The organism is Alishewanella sp. HL-SH06, from assembly GCF_052656265.1.
In genome coordinates this window covers 2,915,126-2,932,188 of the sequence record NZ_CP199752.1, presented here as the reverse complement: position 1 = coordinate 2,932,188, position 17,063 = coordinate 2,915,126, and the positions used below count along the sequence as shown (strand labels likewise).

Genomic DNA, 17,063 nt, shown 5'->3' with positions numbered 1-17,063 from the left:
ATCTAATTTCATTGTAAAGTCACTGCCACTGCAGTCGTCAGTAATTAAGGAAGTTTATGACAAGTTCGGCAATACCCTTTCCTAATCTCGATCCGGTTTTACTCGATCTGGGGCTGGTTAAAATTCATTGGTACGGCATGATGTATTTGTTAGCCTTTGGTTTAGCCTATTGGCTAGCGAATCGTGCTGCAGCTAAACCGGGTTCAGGTTGGAACAGCGAACAGGTTAGTGATCTGTTGTTTTACGGTTTTGTGGGGGTGCTGTTAGGCGGTCGTGTTGGCTATATTTTATTTTATAATTTTGCCACTGTGCTCAACGATCCCTTGTATTTATTTCGGATCTGGGAAGGCGGCATGTCATTCCATGGCGGTTTAATCGGTGTACTCACTGCGATGGCCTTGTTTGCACGTAAGTATCAAAAAGCTTACCTAGCGCTGGGCGATTTTGTGGCGCCTTTGGTACCACTGGGCTTAGCGGCTGGGCGAATTGGTAACTTTATCAATGGCGAATTGTGGGGCCGTACTACTGATGTGCCTTGGGCGATGGTTTTTCCGGGCGCTGGTGCGTTGGGCCGACACCCATCGCAGCTTTACCAAGTGGCGTTAGAGGGCCTATTACTATTTATTGTTATTCTAATTGTGCGACGCTTGCGTCCACCGGTTGGTGTGGTCGGTGGAGTCTTTTTGTTAGGTTATGGTTTGGCACGTTTTACCGTTGAATTCTTCCGTGAGCCTGATGCACATCTGGGCTTATTATCACTTGGCATGACCATGGGGCAATGGCTTTGCTTACCCATGATGTTAGCCGGCATCGGGATTATGGTGTTTTCGTTCAAGCAAGGCAGAGCGTCAGGAGTGAGTAGCCAATGAAGCAGTATTTAAAACTTTGTCAGCGCATTATTGATGAAGGGGTTTGGGTTGATAACCAACGCACGGGTACTCGCTGCTTAACGGTGATCAATGCTGATCTTGAATACAATGTCGCTGCGAATGAGTTTCCGTTATTAACCACGCGTAAAAGTTACTATAAAGCCGCCATCGCCGAATTATTAGGTTATCTTCGTGGTTATGACAATGCTGCGCAGTTTCGCGAACTGGGCTGTAACACCTGGAATGCGAATGCCAACGAAAATGCAGCGTGGTTAAATAATCCCGCCCGCAAAGGGGTTGATGATTTAGGCCGTGTTTATGGCGTGCAAGGGCGTGGCTGGCAGAAGCCTGATGGCTCGCGCTTAGATCAGTTACAAAAACTCGTTCACAACTTATCGCAAGGGATTGATGATCGTGGCGAAATTTTGACTTTTTATAACCCAGGTGAGTTTGAATTAGGCTGCTTACGGCCATGTATGCACACGCATACCTTCAGTTTACTTGGTGATACTTTATCACTGACTTCTTACCAGCGCAGCTGTGATGTGCCTCTGGGTCTGAACTTTAATCAAGTACAATGCTTTGTGTTATTGGCTTTAATCGCGCAAATTGCCGGGCATAAGCCTGGCAAGGTTTATCATAAAATCGTTAATGCGCATATTTACGAAAATCAGTTACCATTATTAAAACAGCAGCTACTCCGTGAGCCGTTCCCGCTGCCGAAATTACACCTTAACCCCAATATCAAAACACTCGCCGATATTGAGCAATGGGTCACTCCTGATGACTTTACCTTAGAAGGTTATCAATCGCATCCAGCCATTAAATACCCGTTCAGTGTTTAATTGCTAAACCTTGCTGCGGCTTTGGCGATAGTAGGCAAACAGCATAACGCTGTGCATTGGCAGCGTTATGCATAATGCCGAGCAGTTGAGTATTTAGCATAACGCGATTTGCTTAACTAACTTAACTTGGCGTAATGCTGAGTTATTTTTTAGTCAAAGTCTGTAGGGTGCGGCAATAACATCTCGTCGTCTTAAATCACACCTAGCGATAGTCGCAATTTCACACTTATTGTCAACAAGCTCTGGTATTTCGCTTAATACACCTTAGCGTCAAGAACCCAACTTAATTTCTGGCGTGGTTTTTGCTTTAAAACAGTAATCGACCAGGATGAGGTGATCATGAAATATCTTCTTGCCAGCGCATTATTGCTGCTGCTTTGTGGCTGCGCGCAAAAAGCAGAGCCTGAACCCACTGTCAAAATGCCATTACGGCAAGTTTCTGCCGTTGGTTTGAGTGCACGGCCACTAGATTTTTACACGCATCGTTTAGCACAAACACTGTTTGCGTCGATCAGTAGTGAGCACTTTCGCAGCCCGTTGGCGGTCAGCAGTTTTCTACCGACACGACAACTGAGCCTGGCGCAATTAAGTGAGCAAGAAATTGATTTAGCGAATCAACTTGCTGAAAGTATGCTTAGCGAAGCGGTGCAACGAGGTTTTGTCGCTGTAGATCTGCGCTTACGCCAAGAATTGTTATTGCAAACCGATCATGAGCAAGCGCTATCTCGGCAGATATCGGCGTTACGCCAACAGCATGGTGCCAGAGCATTATTAACCGGCACCTATACCGTGCAAGAAGATGGTTTAGTGGTTAATGTACGTTTGATTGAGCTGGATAATCAACAAGTGATCGCCGCTGCCACCGATTTTGTGCCACACAATGTGATGTGGAGCCCAGATAAAATACAAAAACGCGGTAATTATTTATTCCGTAGTGATCGGATCGGAGAGAAACCATGAGAGCTTTTGTTATCAGTGCTGTTGTTGCTTTTAGCTTAACCGCTTGCGTACAACAGGCAACTAAACAGCCGAAAATTGTGCCAGAGAATGCGGTGACGATGCGGGGAGAGCTGGCTCGAGAGCAGCGCATTGCCAACCAACAAGCCTTTGAACCGCAATCGGTCACACAACACTATCGGCAAACCCCCGTGGTAACGCTGGATAATTATGCGCGTAATTTAGTACAAGAGTTGATGACCAATCACCATAATGCCGATGAGAATGCGATGGTGGCGGTAACCGATTTGGCGTTTATTGATACCGATTTACAGCAAGGTTCAGTGTTTACCAATCATTTAAGCGAGGCGATTATTTACGATTTGCATTTGTTTGGTGTGCCAGTATTAGATTATAAAGTCACGGATTATATTCGTGTCACCCCACAAGGTGATTTCGTACTCAGCCGTGATTTTAATGAGCTTTCTGCAGAGTTACCGATTAAGTATGTTGTGACCGGCACCGCCACGCTGCATCAAGCTGGCATTATGCTCAATGCGCGTTTAATTCAAATTGATAGCAAAAGAGTGATCTCTGCGGCGCGAACCTTTGTGCCTGCAGCAGTCTATAATGCGATTTTGCAGCAGCATGGCGATGCCACATTAAAATTAAAGCAGGGTTAACCCCTTTGGCGCTAAAGAAAGACTTGCATGGGTCGATAAAGAACTGACATGCTATGTCAGTTTTTAGGAGAACGCCATGATAAAGAAGAACCTGCTGCTGCTCAGTTGGGCAGCGCTGTTGCTGGGCTGCCAAACGCATCATCAAAGTCAGCAAGCTTACATACCTTGCGATACCAGTGGTCATTGTAATTCTGAGGTGCGTGCGCCATCTCATGGTGCAGAGCAAAGCAATACGATTCGACCTGAGCCGTCAGCTAAAGCAATGAATACTGATCGGCAGCAAGGCTGGTCAGTACCTTATCAATATGTCACCAGTTTACAATCGAATAAGCAGCTCAACGATTATGTGGCGCAAATGGCGATGCAGCTGGTCGAGAACTTTCATTATTTCCCAACAGAATCTCGCATCGCGGTTGCCTCTTTTGTCGATTTAGATGGTGAGTTAAATCGAACTAACATCGTTGGCAATCAGTTAGCAGAAGGCTTTATTCACCAACTGCAGCAATTTGGTTTACAAGTAGTCGATTTTAAAACCACGCGCGATATCCAAATTACCCGAAATGGCGATTTTGTATTTAGCCGTGATCACGCAAAACTCGATATGATGCAGCAAATTGATTTTGTCTTATCGGGTACGATGATCTTCACGCCACGCGGTATCATGGTGAACGCCCGCATCATCAATTTTCACAGCAAGGTCGTGGCCGCCAGTTCGCAATTGCTCATTCCACACTTTGTCATCAGCTCGCTTTATCCGGGCATTACCCGTTAAACACTGCCAGCCTCGAGGGCTGGCGTTGTTATCACTCTGTTTTCTCTATCGACAAACTGGCATCTGTAAGCGTCCGGCCATCACATCTTTTATTTGCTGACTGATCACGCATCATATCTTTCTGTGTTGCCAACAATGAGAGTTATGTATGCCTGCTTTAAAACAACCCGATATACGTCGGTTCTTTTCCCCCGAATTAAAATGGCAGATCGTCCAGGAATCGAAAGAACAAACCCTTTCAGTATCTCAATTAGCGCGCAAATATGATGTCAATACCAACCAAGTGTTTCGCTGGATCCGAGACGTTAACCTCGGTAATGCATTGTGGGTCAGGCGCGCTAAAGGTGAAGTGGATACGTCAGCGGCTCCCATGCCATTCCTTCCTGTCAGTGTCAGTGCGATTGAAGCTGTGCCGGTGCTCCATAAACCAGCCATAACGGTGTCGTTTCGCAGTGGTCATCAACTGGTATTGCATGAGGCAACACCGGGTATGTTGCAGCAATTGGTGGCGGCGTTGTCATGATTACCTTATCCCATGAACTGCGTGTATGGCTGTGTGCCGGTTACACCGATATGCGCAAGGGCTTCGATGGTCTGGCGGCTATGGCGCAGCATGTGCTTCAAAAAGACCCTTTTGGTGGGCATGTGTTTGTGTTTCGAGGGCGGCGTGGGGACCGGATTAAACTGCTATGGTGGGATGGTCAGGGGTTGTGTTTGTTTTACAAGCGCCTGGAGCAAGGGCGGTTCGTGTGGCCCACCGCAAAAACCGGTGTAGTGCACTTAACGCAGGCCGAATTGGCGTTGTTGCTGGAAGGCTTAGACTGGCGCCCGCCTGCCAGAAAAAACACACCAAAAAATGCTGCATAAATGCATTTAATCAATGAGTTAGCTGGCATTTTGTGTTATTATGCGGCGCATGAAAACGATGGCATTTTCCTTACCCAATGACCCAAAACAGTTGCAGGAAATTATCCTTCAACTGCAGTCAACGCTTGCCCAGCAGGATACCGTTATTGCCTCGTTACGCCACCAGTTATCCGTATTAAAACGTGCTCGCTTCGGACGTTCGTCCGAGCATATCGATAAGCAAATTCATCAGTTGGAATTACAGCTTGAAGAGCTTGAGATGCAAACTGCAGCCTTACCAAAGCTAGCCGCACCAGCAAAAGAGAACAAAGCCACGCCCCGTCGGCGCGCCTCTCTGCCTGCACAATTGCCGCGAGAAGAGCTTCGTGTTGAAACGGCTTGCCAGTGTCCGGCATGTCAGGGCGAATTAACCCATATCGGTGATGATGTTTCTGAAATGCTGGATGTGGTGCCGGCCTCTTATCGGGTTATCCGTATTGTACGCCCTAAATTCAGCTGCCAGCACTGCGACACACTGGTTCAAGGCCAAGCGCCTGAGCGTGTGATTAAAAAAGGACTGGCCAGTGCAGCGTTGCTCACACAGGTTATTGTCGATAAATACCTCGACCATCAACCGCTGTACCGCCAGGCTGAGCAGATGGAACGTGAAGGGATTGATGTTGAACGCTCTACTCTGGCAAACTGGGTAGGACAAACTGGCGCCTTACTCACGCCACTGGCTGATGCCATCGGACGCCATGTGAAAGCTGCCAACCACGTGCATGCCGATGACACCACCGCACCGACGCTATCACCCGGTAAAGGCCGCACCCAAACCGGACGTTACTGGACTTATGTGCGTGATGGTCGCCCCTGGGGAGATACCACAGCGCCAGCGGTTTGGCTGCAATACAGTGAAGACCGTAAAAGCATCCATCCCACGGCGCATTTAAAAGGCTACAAAGGCTCACTACAGGCCGATGCTTATGCCGGTTACAACGAATTATACCAACGGCAAATAACCCAGCACGGTTGTTGGGCACACGTGCGGCGGAAGTTCTATGACATCACCCAAACAGGCCCTTCGCCGTTAGCTGATGAAGCGATAACCGCTATCCAATCCCTCTATGTGATTGAGAAACAGGCGCGCGGCCAACCACCGGATGAACGACAACACATCCGGGGCATACATGCCAAGCCTATCCTTGAGCGCTTCCATATCTGGTTACAGACAACATTGCGCACCTTATCGAAAGGCTCGCCGCTGTCCAAGGCAATCCACTATGCCCTGAAGCAGTGGGAGGCGTTGGTTGCCTATGTGGATAACGGTTATGCTGAGATTGATAACAACAGTGCAGAGCGCTCATTGCGGCCCATCGCCCTGGGCAGGAAAAATTACTTGTTTGCTGGTTCAGCTGCCGGAGGGGAGCGGGCTGCCGTGTTGTACTCAATACTCGGCACCGCCAAACTCAATGACATCAATCCAAATGTCTACCTGACCACGGTACTCAAGCGCATCTGCAATCACCCCATCAATCGTGTCGATGAGTTGTTACCCTGGAATATCGATTTAACCACACAGCCAGGTGACGCAATTTAAGATAATAAGTGTCCACTAAAATTAAGTGGACACTTAAATTAGCGCATTACTCTGTGTTCGCCGAACACTTAAAATCAGAACATCCAGATGCACATACGTCGTCGGACACGGACTCACGTAAGGTATAGCGAAAAATATGCTACCGTTATAACGGTAATATATAGCAGGGCCAAAAAAATGGCATTCTACAATTATGCTACCGTTACAACGTTAATATAAAGTAGCGCCCCAAAATAGCATTCTACGGTTTCACTGCTGAAACAAAATAGTGCGCTGAGAGCACCTCAAATAACCAGTGCATTAATCGGCATTAAACATCAACCTGTAACGACCAGACGCTTACTTTGTTAAGGTTGTTGGGTTTGAATTGAGAATCAAATCCCAGTTTGAACTACCTTGGTTGCTGTGAGACATTTGAAATGGATAGGTCGTATTTGTAGCTAAATCAAAGATAATAAATTTTTGGGGCGAGCTATAACAAGCATGTTCATCAATGCTTATCACATCATTGTTGCCAGTTGGCACACAATTAACCAATGGAGCACCGCGTGTTCGAGCAATATTTTCAGCTTGCTGTAATGAGCAATTGTCGCAGGCATAACCTTTTATAAATGTTGTTGCAGATGCTGTGCTAAGTTGGGCAAATACAAGTATGCAAAATGCCGAAATAAAGCTTATTTTTTTCATTATAAATCCTTTTAAGTATAAAAATTAAACCTACATAAAAATGTGAGATGTGTAAAGTATTACCATTAATTATTAATTATTTGGTTTTTTTCTGGTTTATGTATAGAATTATTTTGTGAAAATAAGTAGCGTTTTGAGTGGTTGAAATGGACGTTCAGAAGGGGTGAAACCATTTTTGATGCAGATATCGTGACTAAAGTAGCTTAATGTTTAAAAGCTTACTGTATGTTCTTATGATGTTATGAAAACTAAAACTAAAACTAAAACTAAAACTAAAGCTAAAACTAAAGCTAAAACCATCATATAGCAAAAAAAGCTTATCTTTTGGCTTCGCTGAACGTGTTTCGGTGTAGCTCAAAGGCTTTGTTTTTATTGCGATTTTACCCAAAAATGATACTACAAAATTTTTGCTAAATTTAGCTGTAGTATCAAAACTGTTTGCTCTTACCGATTTACAATGAACTAAAACGAGCGCTAAGTTCAAGTGAAAACCTTATTTTATTGGGGTTTAGCGAGCTTTGATGAGTCTCGGCTATCTTCTATTAACGCTGAAATGGCTGCCCCAGCAGGAATCGAACAGCCGCATTTTTAGCGGCTTTCGGCTTTGTGGTTTATTTCTGTAGTATCATCTGTAGTATCATTGTTTTGTGCTGGATCTATCGCGCTGATCGTTATTACCGGCCTTTTTGGCGCGGATCCAGCTTTCAATTTCTTCTCGATCCCACGCTACAGCACGAGCCCCCAAACTAATTGGCGCGGGTGCTTCATTGCGGTTTACCATGCTGTACCATGTTGTTTTGCCAACAGGTACCATTTTTAACACTTCGGGTAATCTGATTAACTGCATAATTGCCTCACTTGCGTGTGTACTGTGGACGTTGACCGGTGTTTGAACGTGGCCCCGGTGCGGCCGGTGGTGGCTGGTATGCCTGGTGCTGATGCTGGTAAGCATTGTTCGGCGGCACTTGGTAACCCTGCTGTGGCTGTTGGTAGCCTTGGTTTTGCGCAGGCGCTTGCTGTGGTGCGCCGTCTAGCATCTGCAGTTCGTCACACACTATTTCTGTGGTGTAACGATCAATGCCGTCTTTATCCTGCCATTTGCGCGTTTTAAGTTTGCCCTCGATATACACTTTTGAGCCTTTGCGCAGATACTCGCCCGCGATTTCTGCCAAACGCTGGTATATAACAACTTTATGCCATTCAGTTGCCTCTTTGCGTTCGTTGGTAGCTTTGTCTGTCCAGCTTTCGCTAGTGGCTATGCTTAGGTTGCAAACAGCATTACCGTTTTGCGCGTAACGCACTTCTGGATCCTGACCTAAGTTACCGATCAAAATTGCCTTGTTAATTCCTTTGCTCATTTATCTGCCTTAATAAACTTATCACTTAACTGATTTAAGCCGCGCCCAGTCGAGTTCTTTTATTTGCTCTACTGTGCTGGCCACGGTGTTTAATGTGTTTAACGCCCGGGTGAAGTTGCTTAGCTGTACGCCGTTAATGGCCGCCGCTGTTGCATCGGCTAAGCCAATCACCAGGTAATCTTTTAATGCTGCTTTTACATCTTCGCTGCTGATGCGTGTAAGGCTAATCAGCAGTTCATAGCGTTCTTTGCTTTCGCCGCCTTGGGTGATGTATTTCATAGCCCGTGCTTTTCCAGCCACTTGATTAAATTTGCGCTTTTGATGCTCACCACGTTACTGTTTGGCTGTTCACAAAGCAGTTCACCTCGTGGAAAATCTTTTGGCCTGCCTTTCCATGGTCTTGGTAACACCAGCGATACACGGTCAGATTCAGCGGCCATTTGTCTTAGCTGTTGTGGGTTCATTCTTTTGCTCCCATTAGTTTTAATATCTTCGACTTTAAACCCAGTAGTTCTTGCGTTTGCTCGGTATCAACCGCAGTATTGCGCTTCATGCTTTCAACAATAACCACAGCTTTTTCTATTGCTGCGAGCAGTGCGGATTTGATAGACGTATGCTGAAAACCGCTGCACGCTTCAAGCTCAACATGGTCAATGGTGTTAAAGCGTATGGTTAAGCTGAACCGTTTATCGTCTTTGCACTGATGTAGGCTTACCCGGCCATACTTCATCGCTTCGTCAAACAGCTGTTCGAGTGATAGGTTATCCATTATTCACCCTTAGCCAATAAACTGCGCGCTGACTGTTGGATCCAACCCGGTATTTGTGGGTGGTCGTCTGCTATTGCGGCAATCCACTGCTCTAATTCGTCTATTCTTTGTTGGCGCTGATGTGATTCCTGGGCAAGGCCTAAGTTGTAGTGCTCAAGCTCGGCAATGCGCTCTTTTGCATCTATGATGGCTTGTAAATCTGAAAGCAAATGGATGCCAGCATAAATAGGGTAGGCCTCCCACTTGTTGCCGAGGCTGACATAAAAACCGCCTAAGTGAACAACTTTTGCGTACAAGTTCATGCTTGGCACTGTGTCTGTGCAGTGAGTAGCCCCATCAGGTACTTTCGCCAATATTTTTTTGATTTTTTCTAGTTCCATCACTCACCTGCCTTGCCGAATCTTGCCCACGGCTTTACCGGAGCATCTTCGATATACCGATACTTCTCCATCGCTGACTTACCGCTAAGTGGCGATCCGTCAGCTCTAAACCAGCCTCGTGCCAGTGAACGATATGCTTGATACCGCTTACCGTTTTTCATGACGACTTCGCAAAGCCTGTTCACTTCAGCTAAATCTTGCTTTGGGTTAAGCCATTCATCCATCACTCACCTGCCTTAGCTTGTTGGCGTAGCGCTTCCAATTGTTCAGCTTTTTCTTGAAGATCGAAAAGCACATCTTCTGAAATAATTCTTAGTGGAATTATTTCATCATCTGACCAATTGCCAGTATCATGATCAAATCTTTCTACTACCAACTCTCTTTCGTGCCATTGTTCATTTGCATCACCTTGCATATAAGGAATTGTGTAGCTATCAAATGGGCCTCCGTATGTAGCATTACCATCAATGATCATAAAAAGGTCACGCCTTGTTATTGGGCACTTTTGCAAAGGCCCAACACATCCATTACAAAGACGAGTTAACTTATCAACCTTTGCTTTTAGCTCGTCAATTTCTTTCTCTAGCGCTATATTTTTCATGTACAGCGCACCCGCTTGTTTTGGTGTAAGTTTCATCGATACTGATACTGTGCCCATCACTCACCTGCCTTAGCTTGTTGACGAAACTTTTTAAAATTTCCGTACCAGTCCTTAATCTTAAATGCTTCAGCTGGCGACACTGGAGAGCTTGGTGCGTAAATAAGAGCTTTAAGCAGTGCTTTATCGTCAGAGTTTTCAAGCTCATGAATCCTGCTTTTTAACTGTGAAATATCAATTTCCATTTTATGGTTTCTTTCAATAACAGATACTTTTTGCCGCATCCGAATATGCGCCCTTTCGCACAACTGGTGGATTTCGGTGTTATTGGTTAAATGCTTAACTCTGATAAACTCATCAAGTAACAAATCGTTTTGGTCAGTTGATAAAGTAAGCTCATGCTTTAACTGCTCAACCTGCGCCAAGGCGGCTAAATAAATATCCTCCCGCACATACCGAGTGGCATCTTCTTCGCGCTGGCCTTCGCCTGGTGCGGGGGTATCGCTCCAAACGTGGGTGTAATCTTCACCATCGAAAACTTCTATTAAAAATATTTCATCGGGGTTTTCTGTTTTGTCGATCATGCTGCTGCTCCTTCTTTCGCTGCGCATAGATCTGGCAGGTTGGCGCGTACCAGTGCTTCGGCGAAAGGTGGTGGTACTGCGTTGCCGCAGCGGGCTACTTGTTTTGCTTTAGGGATTGGCTTGCCGTTTTGGTCTACGCTGATCACGTAGTCAGATGGGAAGCCTTGGGCTGCAAAAAGTTCGTGTGGCTCCAGCATGCGCATGCCGATATCAACGATTTCGTAGGGTTCACCGCGCACCATTACCAACCCGAAGCGATCGCGGCCTGTTACTGTGTGCATAGGTTCATTCAGTTGCGCACCATCTTTTTCATTGCCGTAGTATTTCAGTAGAAATGCGCGAACCTCACCAAGATGAAGACCGCCAGCTGTAATGGTGTGAACAGGTTCATTTACCGCATGCCCGATATTCGTGCCGCGAAGCTTTACTAGGTTGCTGGTTACAAGTGCATGGTGATCCACTGTAGTAACGGTATGGGCTGGCTCAGACAAGCTGGCACCTGGGCCGGTATAGTTACCGCCATAGTGCTTAACCAAATTCGCTGATATCAAGCCGAATCTGTTTTCTGTTGTAACGGTATGGACAGGATCGCCTAACTCAACGCCCCTTACTTCGTCAGGGTTTTTCATGCCGTAATACTTTTGCAGAAACGCTGCGCATAAGTAATGATGATTACCTGTTGTCTGCGTTGGTAATTGTCCATTAATTGAGGTCGGCGCATGCCCAGTTGTGTTTGTAACAATAAACGGCTGCGCAGCATCGATTACAAAACGCTGAATGCCTTTGGCGATCCGGCGCAGGGTGTTTTCTGCCAGCGGCCGCTTGCGCTCGAATATGCTGGGGCAGGGAATAGACCAATCGATACATTCTGCTGCCGTGCGATACGGCTGCAGCTGGCCAGAGATTACTGCTGCGCTATCTGGTGCGCCGTGTGTTGGCTTAGGCCAAACGATAGGCTGGCCGTCACAACGGGCTACCAAAAACAGGCGTTTGCGAATAGTAGGGGCGCCGTAGTCACAGGCCCGAAGTTCACGCCACTCTACTTTGTAGCCAAGGCCGCGGATAAGTTTTGCGGTATCTACCAAGCCAAGAACCTCTGCGCATTCTTGCAGTGCTGGGTGGTCAACATCTACGCCAGTGCTAAGCATGGCAACAAAGGCGTTGAAGGTTTCACCTTTACGATCTTTGCACGGTTGTGCTGTGCCAGTGATAGGACATTCAACAACTGGGCCCCACGTTTTAAATTCCTCTACGTTCTCTAACATGATCACCTGAGGACGTACACGCATAGCCCAGCGCATTACTACCCAAGCTAAACCACGAATTTCACGGCTAACCGGCTTGCCGCCTTTGGCTTTGCTGAAATGTTTGCAGTCTGGCGAGAACCACGCCAGATCCACCGGCCGGCCAGCTGTGGCTTTTACCGGATCTACATCAAACACGCTTTCGCAGTAGTGCAGGGTGCCCGGGTGGTTAATGGTGTGCATGGCAATGGCGTCTTTGTCGTGGTTGATAGCGATATCAACAGAGCGGCCGATAGCCATTTCAATACCGGTGGATGCGCCGCCACCGCCGGCAAAGTTGTCAACGATTAAGCCGCGCATGATTTTTCATCCCGTTTTTTGTCGCTTATCAGCGTTTTAATATGATTGGAGGTGCGTAGCTTTTCTGTTGGGCATAGCAGTAAAAGCTTGTTGCATGATGTGCATAAGCGTTCGTAAAAGGCTTCATCAGCCTTGTAGTCCATAAAGGCTAAAGAGTTATCGACAATTTCGCGTACTTCATACGGCCATTTATGTTTTGGTTCTGGCTGATTATCTGCTGTAACTGCAGCAACCACTTCACCGCCTTTGGTTATCATGCCGGGTTCATCTAGCGCTAAAATAGCAGTGCGGATCTGGCTGGTGGTGTAAGTGTCGCGCTTGCCGAACATGCCATCGAGCTGCAGCATTAACGCTAAGTGATCACCGTCAAATGGCAGTGAGCCGCTGGCCAGTTGTTCGGCCAGTTGTTCGCTGGTGAACTCTACTGTGGGCAGTGTTAGTGCTTTGCGTTCAGCAATAATGGTTTCTGCTGGTGCGTCGCAAGTTGTCGCGGTGGGTTCGTTGCCATCGATGTGCACAGAGCCATCAACTTCATTACCGAAAACGTCCCAGCCAGCGGGTGCGGTGCGAGCGAACATTTCCAGCCTGGGCAAATCACCACACAGCTTTACAATTTCATCGCGGAATATGGCTGGCTTTTCTGAGTGTTCGCCTACCATTTCATCACGTACTTGCCGAATGCTACGGCATTCTGCTTTAGGTTTACCACGCACCGCAATTAGCGCACATTCAGCACCGGCCCGTGTCCAGTAACCCATGCCAAAGTGTGGGATCAAGTTGGTTGATAGCTTGCGCCAAATGAAAGCGTTCATATTTTTAAGGGTGAAGCCCCAAGCCTTAACCAGATCTAACGCTTCTTGCGGTTGGCTGCTTACGTACCACATGATCAGCACACAATCTTTCTCGCACAGCGCGGGTACATCGAGCGCTTTCATTTGATCAAGTGTCATGGTTTGATACTTTGCCGCAGCACCAGATTTCATGCTGCCGCCAGATTTAACGCTGTTAAATGACCACGGCGGATCGGCGTAGATGATGTTGTATTTTTTGCTCATGCTGCAATTTCCTTTTTATCTAACCAGCCTTTTGGCAGGCCACCCGCGGCAACGATGTATTGATCAATGCGGCGGGCGATGTCCATTACTACGCCGTTGTTGTTGGTCCAATGGCCACCGGGTAAGATCCAGCCCATAGGGTTGTTGAACGGCTGCTCTGATTCTTTGAACTTGCGCGATTTTTTAATGATGGCAAAGCCGTAAACGTAATCTTGGCTATAGCGTGGCGCTGCCGTGCGATTGTTCATGCTGGGCTTTGGCGGTTTAGCATCGCGAGCGATAGGGGCGGCCATGCGGCAGCCCTGGTTGTTTGAACGGTATTCTTTAAACATGGCGCATACCCTGATTTAACCGAATTACCGCCAGATCCATTTGCAGTTCGTCTAAGCAGCGGCGCAGCTCAGTGCTGGTGGGTGATAACAGCATGCTGCAATAGTTTAAGGCGCGTTGTTTGGCATCTATGTTATCAACCACATGCTGATCGGCCTTGGCTTGTTCGCTATCAAACTCTGCTGCCATGGCATCCATGTCGAATGCTTTGCTGGCAAATTCGTTAGCCTGGGCAAAGTTGGCTGGCTCTGGTAAATCCAGTTCGATCACTTCTTCGGCCTGTTCTGGTGTTGGTTCAACTGGCGCGGTGGCCAGTGCTAATAAGTCACCTGTGCTATTGGCGGCATACTCTTCAATTAAGTGCAGTTTGTTCTGCGTGGTTTTGTACATGCCGTTGCTTTGCCGCCAAATTAGTTTTTGCTCTAACATTCCGGCCAGCAGCTGCTGCATAAACGTGTCGGTAACACCGATAAAGCGTTTCATGGCTTTAATGCTTTTGCCCTCGGTTTGACAAAACGCCATTAGCTTTTTGGTGTGGGTGCATAGTTCGCCTGGTGAGGCCATTTTAAAGGCTGCAGTCATGGTTAGTGCTCCGCTGCTGGTTGGTTGATAGATTCGATCATGTTGATGGCCGAAACGGTTAAGCTAAATTTGCCCTCGTAGCATTTCAGCAGGTTAAGCTGCTTTAGCTTGCTGGCCAGTGCGGCGCCTTTGCGGTTGTCGGTACAAAACTGATCAAAGAACTTGGCTGGCTCTGAGTGATAAGCGCGCAAGTTGCCGTGCTGCTCAATGGCTTTAAACGACAGCGTTAAAATGGCTCTGCGTTCTTCAAAACTTAACGACTGATAACGGCTAACCAGTTGCCAGCCTTGCGCATGGTTTTTAATGTCCATGGGGATGGCTGATGCGGCTTTTAACTGCTGCGCTTGGGTGTAGGTGGTGGCGATCATGGCAGGGTTACTCCCATTGTTTGGCGTTCTAGCTTTAACAGGCGATTATTGTTAATGCGGCGAATGGTGCGCAGCTTAGTGGGCGATTGCTCTGCCAGGCTAAACGCAAACTGCAGGGTACTGGCGGCATCGCTTAAATATTCGCGGGCTATTTCAGTGGCGCAGGTAGCACCAATGGCGTGTTTGCTGGCCAGCGCTTTGCTGATGTAGTTGGCACTGGCGGCCATTTCACGGGCATGTTGCTGCATGCTAACGATTAACATGGTTTTCATGCGCGCCCCCAAACCATAGCGGCAACGAACATGATCGTTACAATGATGGCTAAAAAGGCAATAAAGCCGTTGCTGGTTTCTGCAGCGATGGTGTTTAACTTGCCGGTTAAACTGTTTAGATAGTGGGTAAGTGTTTTCATGCTGGTTTACCTACGTTCAATTCATAGGTAGAATATAGGCAATCCGATAATTAATATCAATAGGTATTCCGATATTTTTTATCAGATAATAAAAAAACCCGCCGAAGCGGGTTTGCTGAATAAAATTTAGATATCTGCTATTGCGTCGTAAAAATCGTTTTCATGCAGAATAACTAAGGGTATGCCTGTTTGCCTGAGCTTTATTGCATGTTCTACTTTACGACCGTAGCATGAATAAGCCCAGCAAGGATTGCCGTTTGAGCCTATCACAAGGTAATTTGTTTTTTGGGTTATCTTATTTGCGAATATCCCACCCACACTTGAAACTATTTTAGCTAGCTCTGATCGCTTAAATCTTGATGATTCACCAGTAAAACAAAAAATCTTATTATCGAACAATATATCAGGACAAATTGCACAAACGCCTATCAGGTTTTTACCTTCAAGACTTGGTGTAGTAATTGTTTTATCGTCTGCTATTACTGAAAACTCCATAAAGAAGTTTAGTAACGATCTCTGTTCATCTGCAGATACTGAACCATCAGCCAAAACATGAGTTATTAGTGCGTCAACTTCATCATAAGGCCAAATAGTTTTAAGGTGTGAATGATCATTAAGCCAACCTCGCAAGCCTCTTAGCTCTGCCTCTGTTATTTTATTATCGCAAGCTATAGCGCCTAAAATTCCATGCAGTCTTTGAATGCCTGCTGTTATTAGATCAAAATATTCGGTTGATGTGAGCTTGTCGCAAAGCCAAAGGATATCTTCTTTTTCTTCACTGGTTAAAACGCTGTCAGCCAGTGCATTTTCAATTACGGGGATAAGCTCATTAAACGGATGTTGATTTAAATAGTTAACATTTTCTGCTAGCCATAAATTTAAGAATGCTATTTCTTGATCATTTATCAGCTGATCAACAGCGATACCCTCAACTATACCTATTAATGTGTTAACAGATTTGTTTATGTGTGCTTTAGTATTTTTCATCATCCATGATCCTATTTTTATCTAAGAACCGAATACCAAAACACCCGCCCCAGCACTTTTACTTCACTGGCCTGTTCGGTACTGCAATCTTCATCGGGGTATTCGTCGCGGTTAAAGCTTCGTAAACGTATGCCGCCACCAGGTAAACGGTAAAGCACCTTTACCCGCAGCATGCCGCTGTGATCAATGGCGTACATGTCACCGTCTTTTATTTTGGTGTTTGCTGTGTCAATGCCTACTGTGGCTTGATCTGGCAATACCGGTTCCATGCTGTTGCCGGATACCACAACACAGGCGGCCATATCGGGCTGTATGTTGTAGCGTCGTAATGTTGATTTGGCAAAGCGCAGCTTAAAGCCGCTGCTTTCGCGCTGCACAATAGATCCGTTTCCTGCTGACAATTCCACTTCCTTGTAAAACGGTATTTCAACTTCATCTTCTGATAACGGGGTTTTGCTATCCCACGTGTCAAAGCTGCCTAGTGTGTAACTGGATTTAATATCAGTAATTTCTGAGTAGCTGCTGCTTGCTTTACCTGTTTGCAACCAGTCTGGTGACACCCCTAAGACTTTAGCAATAGTTATAAGATGTGTGCTTGATGAAGATATACCGCGCTCAAGCTCAGATAGCGTAGGCTGCTTAACGCCTATCTTGTCAGCAAGATCTTGCTGCGAGAATCCCGCTTGTTTTCTGGCCTCTCTAACTCGTTTACCTACGCTCATTGCCAATCCTATAAAAAAACAACCTTTTAATTATATAGGTTAACCAATAAAGCTTGCAAAAAGGTTTGCCTATGGT

At 46.4% G+C, this 17,063-nt stretch carries 26 protein-coding genes; 8 read left to right on the top strand and 18 right to left on the bottom strand.

Annotated elements, in window-relative coordinates:
• The first annotated feature begins 56 nt into the window (after positions 1 to 56).
• From lgt to tnpC, 8 genes are all read left to right on the top strand, one after another.
• Positions 57 to 869, top strand: coding sequence for a prolipoprotein diacylglyceryl transferase (lgt, locus tag ACUJFK_RS13620; RefSeq protein WP_306177984.1), 813 nt, complete (start codon positions 57 to 59; stop codon positions 867 to 869).
• Complete coding sequence (locus tag ACUJFK_RS13615) at positions 866 to 1,714, top strand: thymidylate synthase (RefSeq protein ID WP_445425220.1); 849 nt, start codon at positions 866 to 868, stop codon at positions 1,712 to 1,714. The genes lgt and ACUJFK_RS13615 overlap by 4 nt, the downstream gene beginning before the upstream one ends.
• Positions 1,715 to 2,053: 339 nt before the next feature.
• Positions 2,054 to 2,674, top strand: coding sequence for a FlgO family outer membrane protein (locus ACUJFK_RS13610; protein WP_445425219.1), 621 nt, complete (start codon positions 2,054 to 2,056; stop codon positions 2,672 to 2,674).
• Positions 2,671 to 3,333, top strand: a complete 663-nt coding sequence (locus tag ACUJFK_RS13605; protein WP_445425218.1) for a FlgO family outer membrane protein — start codon at positions 2,671 to 2,673, stop codon at positions 3,331 to 3,333. Before ACUJFK_RS13610 ends, ACUJFK_RS13605 begins: the two co-directional genes overlap by 4 nt.
• Before the next feature lie 76 nt (positions 3,334 to 3,409).
• Positions 3,410 to 4,105 (top strand): FlgO family outer membrane protein, encoded by a 696-nt coding sequence (locus ACUJFK_RS13600; protein ID WP_445425217.1) that lies wholly within the window; start codon positions 3,410 to 3,412, stop codon positions 4,103 to 4,105.
• A 148-nt stretch (positions 4,106 to 4,253) separates the two neighbouring features.
• Complete coding sequence (locus ACUJFK_RS13595; RefSeq protein WP_445425216.1) at positions 4,254 to 4,628, top strand: transposase; 375 nt, start codon at positions 4,254 to 4,256, stop codon at positions 4,626 to 4,628.
• Positions 4,625 to 4,972, top strand: coding sequence for an IS66 family insertion sequence element accessory protein TnpB (tnpB, locus tag ACUJFK_RS13590; protein WP_445425215.1), 348 nt, complete (start codon positions 4,625 to 4,627; stop codon positions 4,970 to 4,972). Before ACUJFK_RS13595 ends, tnpB begins: the two co-directional genes overlap by 4 nt.
• 49 nt (positions 4,973 to 5,021) lie before the next feature.
• Positions 5,022 to 6,551 carry an IS66 family transposase gene (gene tnpC, locus ACUJFK_RS13585; RefSeq protein ID WP_445425214.1) on the top strand — a complete coding sequence of 510 codons (1,530 nt, stop codon included), beginning with the start codon at positions 5,022 to 5,024 and terminating at the stop codon, positions 6,549 to 6,551.
• A gap of 339 nt (positions 6,552 to 6,890) precedes the next feature.
• Here tnpC and ACUJFK_RS13580 read toward each other — a convergent pair whose 3' ends face one another.
• From ACUJFK_RS13580 to ACUJFK_RS13495, 18 genes are all read right to left on the bottom strand, one after another.
• The gene (locus tag ACUJFK_RS13580; protein ID WP_445425213.1) at positions 6,891 to 7,238 is read right to left on the bottom strand and encodes a hypothetical protein; all 348 of its coding nucleotides are present in this window, start codon (positions 7,236 to 7,238) and stop codon (positions 6,891 to 6,893) included.
• 637 nt (positions 7,239 to 7,875) lie between these two features.
• Positions 7,876 to 8,085, bottom strand: a complete 210-nt coding sequence (locus ACUJFK_RS13575; protein ID WP_445425212.1) for a helix-turn-helix transcriptional regulator — start codon at positions 8,083 to 8,085, stop codon at positions 7,876 to 7,878.
• 7 nt (positions 8,086 to 8,092) lie between these two features.
• A complete protein-coding gene (ssb, locus tag ACUJFK_RS13570) occupies positions 8,093 to 8,596 on the bottom strand; it encodes a single-stranded DNA-binding protein (protein WP_445425211.1) in 504 nt (167 codons plus the stop codon).
• Between the two features lie 21 nt (positions 8,597 to 8,617).
• Positions 8,618 to 8,875, bottom strand: a complete 258-nt coding sequence (locus ACUJFK_RS13565) for a PapB/FocB family fimbrial expression transcriptional regulator (RefSeq protein WP_445425210.1) — start codon at positions 8,873 to 8,875, stop codon at positions 8,618 to 8,620.
• A gap of 181 nt (positions 8,876 to 9,056) precedes the next feature.
• On the bottom strand, positions 9,057 to 9,365 hold the full coding sequence (locus ACUJFK_RS13560) for a hypothetical protein (protein ID WP_445425209.1): 309 nt from the start codon (positions 9,363 to 9,365) through the stop codon (positions 9,057 to 9,059).
• Positions 9,365 to 9,667: a hypothetical protein gene (locus ACUJFK_RS13555; protein ID WP_445425208.1), complete on the bottom strand. Its 303-nt coding sequence runs from the start codon at positions 9,665 to 9,667 to the stop codon at positions 9,365 to 9,367. The genes ACUJFK_RS13560 and ACUJFK_RS13555 overlap by 1 nt, the downstream gene beginning before the upstream one ends.
• A 77-nt stretch (positions 9,668 to 9,744) precedes the next feature.
• Positions 9,745 to 9,969 (bottom strand): hypothetical protein, encoded by a 225-nt coding sequence (locus ACUJFK_RS13550; RefSeq protein WP_445425207.1) that lies wholly within the window; start codon positions 9,967 to 9,969, stop codon positions 9,745 to 9,747.
• Complete coding sequence (locus tag ACUJFK_RS13545; RefSeq protein WP_445425206.1) at positions 9,969 to 10,382, bottom strand: hypothetical protein; 414 nt, start codon at positions 10,380 to 10,382, stop codon at positions 9,969 to 9,971. The genes ACUJFK_RS13550 and ACUJFK_RS13545 overlap by 1 nt, the downstream gene beginning before the upstream one ends.
• Before the next feature lie 20 nt (positions 10,383 to 10,402).
• Entirely contained in the window at positions 10,403 to 10,927 is a 525-nt protein-coding gene (locus ACUJFK_RS13540; protein ID WP_445425205.1) for a hypothetical protein, read from the bottom strand.
• Complete coding sequence (locus ACUJFK_RS13535) at positions 10,924 to 12,531, bottom strand: DNA cytosine methyltransferase (protein WP_445425204.1); 1,608 nt, start codon at positions 12,529 to 12,531, stop codon at positions 10,924 to 10,926. Before ACUJFK_RS13535 ends, ACUJFK_RS13540 begins: the two co-directional genes overlap by 4 nt.
• A complete protein-coding gene (locus ACUJFK_RS13530) occupies positions 12,519 to 13,586 on the bottom strand; it encodes an MT-A70 family methyltransferase (protein ID WP_445425203.1) in 1,068 nt (355 codons plus the stop codon). Before ACUJFK_RS13530 ends, ACUJFK_RS13535 begins: the two co-directional genes overlap by 13 nt.
• A complete protein-coding gene (locus tag ACUJFK_RS13525) occupies positions 13,583 to 13,918 on the bottom strand; it encodes a hypothetical protein (protein ID WP_445425202.1) in 336 nt (111 codons plus the stop codon). Before ACUJFK_RS13525 ends, ACUJFK_RS13530 begins: the two co-directional genes overlap by 4 nt.
• On the bottom strand, positions 13,911 to 14,498 hold the full coding sequence (locus ACUJFK_RS13520; protein ID WP_445425201.1) for a hypothetical protein: 588 nt from the start codon (positions 14,496 to 14,498) through the stop codon (positions 13,911 to 13,913). Before ACUJFK_RS13520 ends, ACUJFK_RS13525 begins: the two co-directional genes overlap by 8 nt.
• 2 nt (positions 14,499 to 14,500) lie before the next feature.
• Positions 14,501 to 14,866, bottom strand: coding sequence for a hypothetical protein (locus ACUJFK_RS13515; protein ID WP_226750317.1), 366 nt, complete (start codon positions 14,864 to 14,866; stop codon positions 14,501 to 14,503).
• Positions 14,863 to 15,138, bottom strand: a complete 276-nt coding sequence (locus tag ACUJFK_RS13510; protein ID WP_226750316.1) for a hypothetical protein — start codon at positions 15,136 to 15,138, stop codon at positions 14,863 to 14,865. Before ACUJFK_RS13510 ends, ACUJFK_RS13515 begins: the two co-directional genes overlap by 4 nt.
• Complete coding sequence (locus ACUJFK_RS13505) at positions 15,135 to 15,278, bottom strand: hypothetical protein (RefSeq protein ID WP_445425200.1); 144 nt, start codon at positions 15,276 to 15,278, stop codon at positions 15,135 to 15,137. Before ACUJFK_RS13505 ends, ACUJFK_RS13510 begins: the two co-directional genes overlap by 4 nt.
• A 126-nt stretch (positions 15,279 to 15,404) precedes the next feature.
• On the bottom strand, positions 15,405 to 16,268 hold the full coding sequence (locus tag ACUJFK_RS13500; protein ID WP_445425199.1) for a BRCT domain-containing protein: 864 nt from the start codon (positions 16,266 to 16,268) through the stop codon (positions 15,405 to 15,407).
• Positions 16,269 to 16,282: 14 nt separating this feature from the next.
• A complete protein-coding gene (locus ACUJFK_RS13495; protein ID WP_445425198.1) occupies positions 16,283 to 16,987 on the bottom strand; it encodes an XRE family transcriptional regulator in 705 nt (234 codons plus the stop codon).
• Positions 16,988 to 17,063 lie beyond the last annotated feature (76 nt).

What these genes read in the sequence shown, in the direction of transcription:
- tnpC (WP_445425214.1), top strand. Translation starts at nt 5,022, where the DNA reads ATGAAAACGATGGCATTTTCCTTACCCAATGACCCAAAACAGTTGCAG.
- ACUJFK_RS13505 (WP_445425200.1), bottom strand. Translation starts at nt 15,278, where the DNA reads ATGAAAACACTTACCCACTATCTAAACAGTTTAACCGGCAAGTTAAAC.
- ACUJFK_RS13525 (WP_445425202.1), bottom strand. Translation starts at nt 13,918, where the DNA reads ATGTTTAAAGAATACCGTTCAAACAACCAGGGCTGCCGCATGGCCGCC.
- ACUJFK_RS13595 (WP_445425216.1), top strand. Translation starts at nt 4,254, where the DNA reads ATGCCTGCTTTAAAACAACCCGATATACGTCGGTTCTTTTCCCCCGAA.
- ACUJFK_RS13520 (WP_445425201.1), bottom strand. Translation starts at nt 14,498, where the DNA reads ATGACTGCAGCCTTTAAAATGGCCTCACCAGGCGAACTATGCACCCAC.
- ACUJFK_RS13600 (WP_445425217.1), top strand. Translation starts at nt 3,410, where the DNA reads ATGATAAAGAAGAACCTGCTGCTGCTCAGTTGGGCAGCGCTGTTGCTG.
- ACUJFK_RS13575 (WP_445425212.1), bottom strand. Translation starts at nt 8,085, where the DNA reads ATGCAGTTAATCAGATTACCCGAAGTGTTAAAAATGGTACCTGTTGGC.
- ACUJFK_RS13540 (WP_445425205.1), bottom strand. Translation starts at nt 10,927, where the DNA reads ATGATCGACAAAACAGAAAACCCCGATGAAATATTTTTAATAGAAGTT.
- ACUJFK_RS13580 (WP_445425213.1), bottom strand. Translation starts at nt 7,238, where the DNA reads ATGAAAAAAATAAGCTTTATTTCGGCATTTTGCATACTTGTATTTGCC.
- ssb (WP_445425211.1), bottom strand. Translation starts at nt 8,596, where the DNA reads ATGAGCAAAGGAATTAACAAGGCAATTTTGATCGGTAACTTAGGTCAG.
- ACUJFK_RS13605 (WP_445425218.1), top strand. Translation starts at nt 2,671, where the DNA reads ATGAGAGCTTTTGTTATCAGTGCTGTTGTTGCTTTTAGCTTAACCGCT.
- tnpB (WP_445425215.1), top strand. Translation starts at nt 4,625, where the DNA reads ATGATTACCTTATCCCATGAACTGCGTGTATGGCTGTGTGCCGGTTAC.
- ACUJFK_RS13500 (WP_445425199.1), bottom strand. Translation starts at nt 16,268, where the DNA reads ATGATGAAAAATACTAAAGCACACATAAACAAATCTGTTAACACATTA.
- ACUJFK_RS13560 (WP_445425209.1), bottom strand. Translation starts at nt 9,365, where the DNA reads ATGGATAACCTATCACTCGAACAGCTGTTTGACGAAGCGATGAAGTAT.
- ACUJFK_RS13495 (WP_445425198.1), bottom strand. Translation starts at nt 16,987, where the DNA reads ATGAGCGTAGGTAAACGAGTTAGAGAGGCCAGAAAACAAGCGGGATTC.
- ACUJFK_RS13515 (WP_226750317.1), bottom strand. Translation starts at nt 14,866, where the DNA reads ATGATCGCCACCACCTACACCCAAGCGCAGCAGTTAAAAGCCGCATCA.
- ACUJFK_RS13510 (WP_226750316.1), bottom strand. Translation starts at nt 15,138, where the DNA reads ATGAAAACCATGTTAATCGTTAGCATGCAGCAACATGCCCGTGAAATG.
- lgt (WP_306177984.1), top strand. Translation starts at nt 57, where the DNA reads ATGACAAGTTCGGCAATACCCTTTCCTAATCTCGATCCGGTTTTACTC.
- ACUJFK_RS13545 (WP_445425206.1), bottom strand. Translation starts at nt 10,382, where the DNA reads ATGAAACTTACACCAAAACAAGCGGGTGCGCTGTACATGAAAAATATA.
- ACUJFK_RS13610 (WP_445425219.1), top strand. Translation starts at nt 2,054, where the DNA reads ATGAAATATCTTCTTGCCAGCGCATTATTGCTGCTGCTTTGTGGCTGC.
- ACUJFK_RS13550 (WP_445425207.1), bottom strand. Translation starts at nt 9,969, where the DNA reads ATGGATGAATGGCTTAACCCAAAGCAAGATTTAGCTGAAGTGAACAGG.
- ACUJFK_RS13555 (WP_445425208.1), bottom strand. Translation starts at nt 9,667, where the DNA reads ATGAACTTGTACGCAAAAGTTGTTCACTTAGGCGGTTTTTATGTCAGC.
- ACUJFK_RS13535 (WP_445425204.1), bottom strand. Translation starts at nt 12,531, where the DNA reads ATGCGCGGCTTAATCGTTGACAACTTTGCCGGCGGTGGCGGCGCATCC.
- ACUJFK_RS13565 (WP_445425210.1), bottom strand. Translation starts at nt 8,875, where the DNA reads ATGAAATACATCACCCAAGGCGGCGAAAGCAAAGAACGCTATGAACTG.
- ACUJFK_RS13530 (WP_445425203.1), bottom strand. Translation starts at nt 13,586, where the DNA reads ATGAGCAAAAAATACAACATCATCTACGCCGATCCGCCGTGGTCATTT.
- ACUJFK_RS13615 (WP_445425220.1), top strand. Translation starts at nt 866, where the DNA reads ATGAAGCAGTATTTAAAACTTTGTCAGCGCATTATTGATGAAGGGGTT.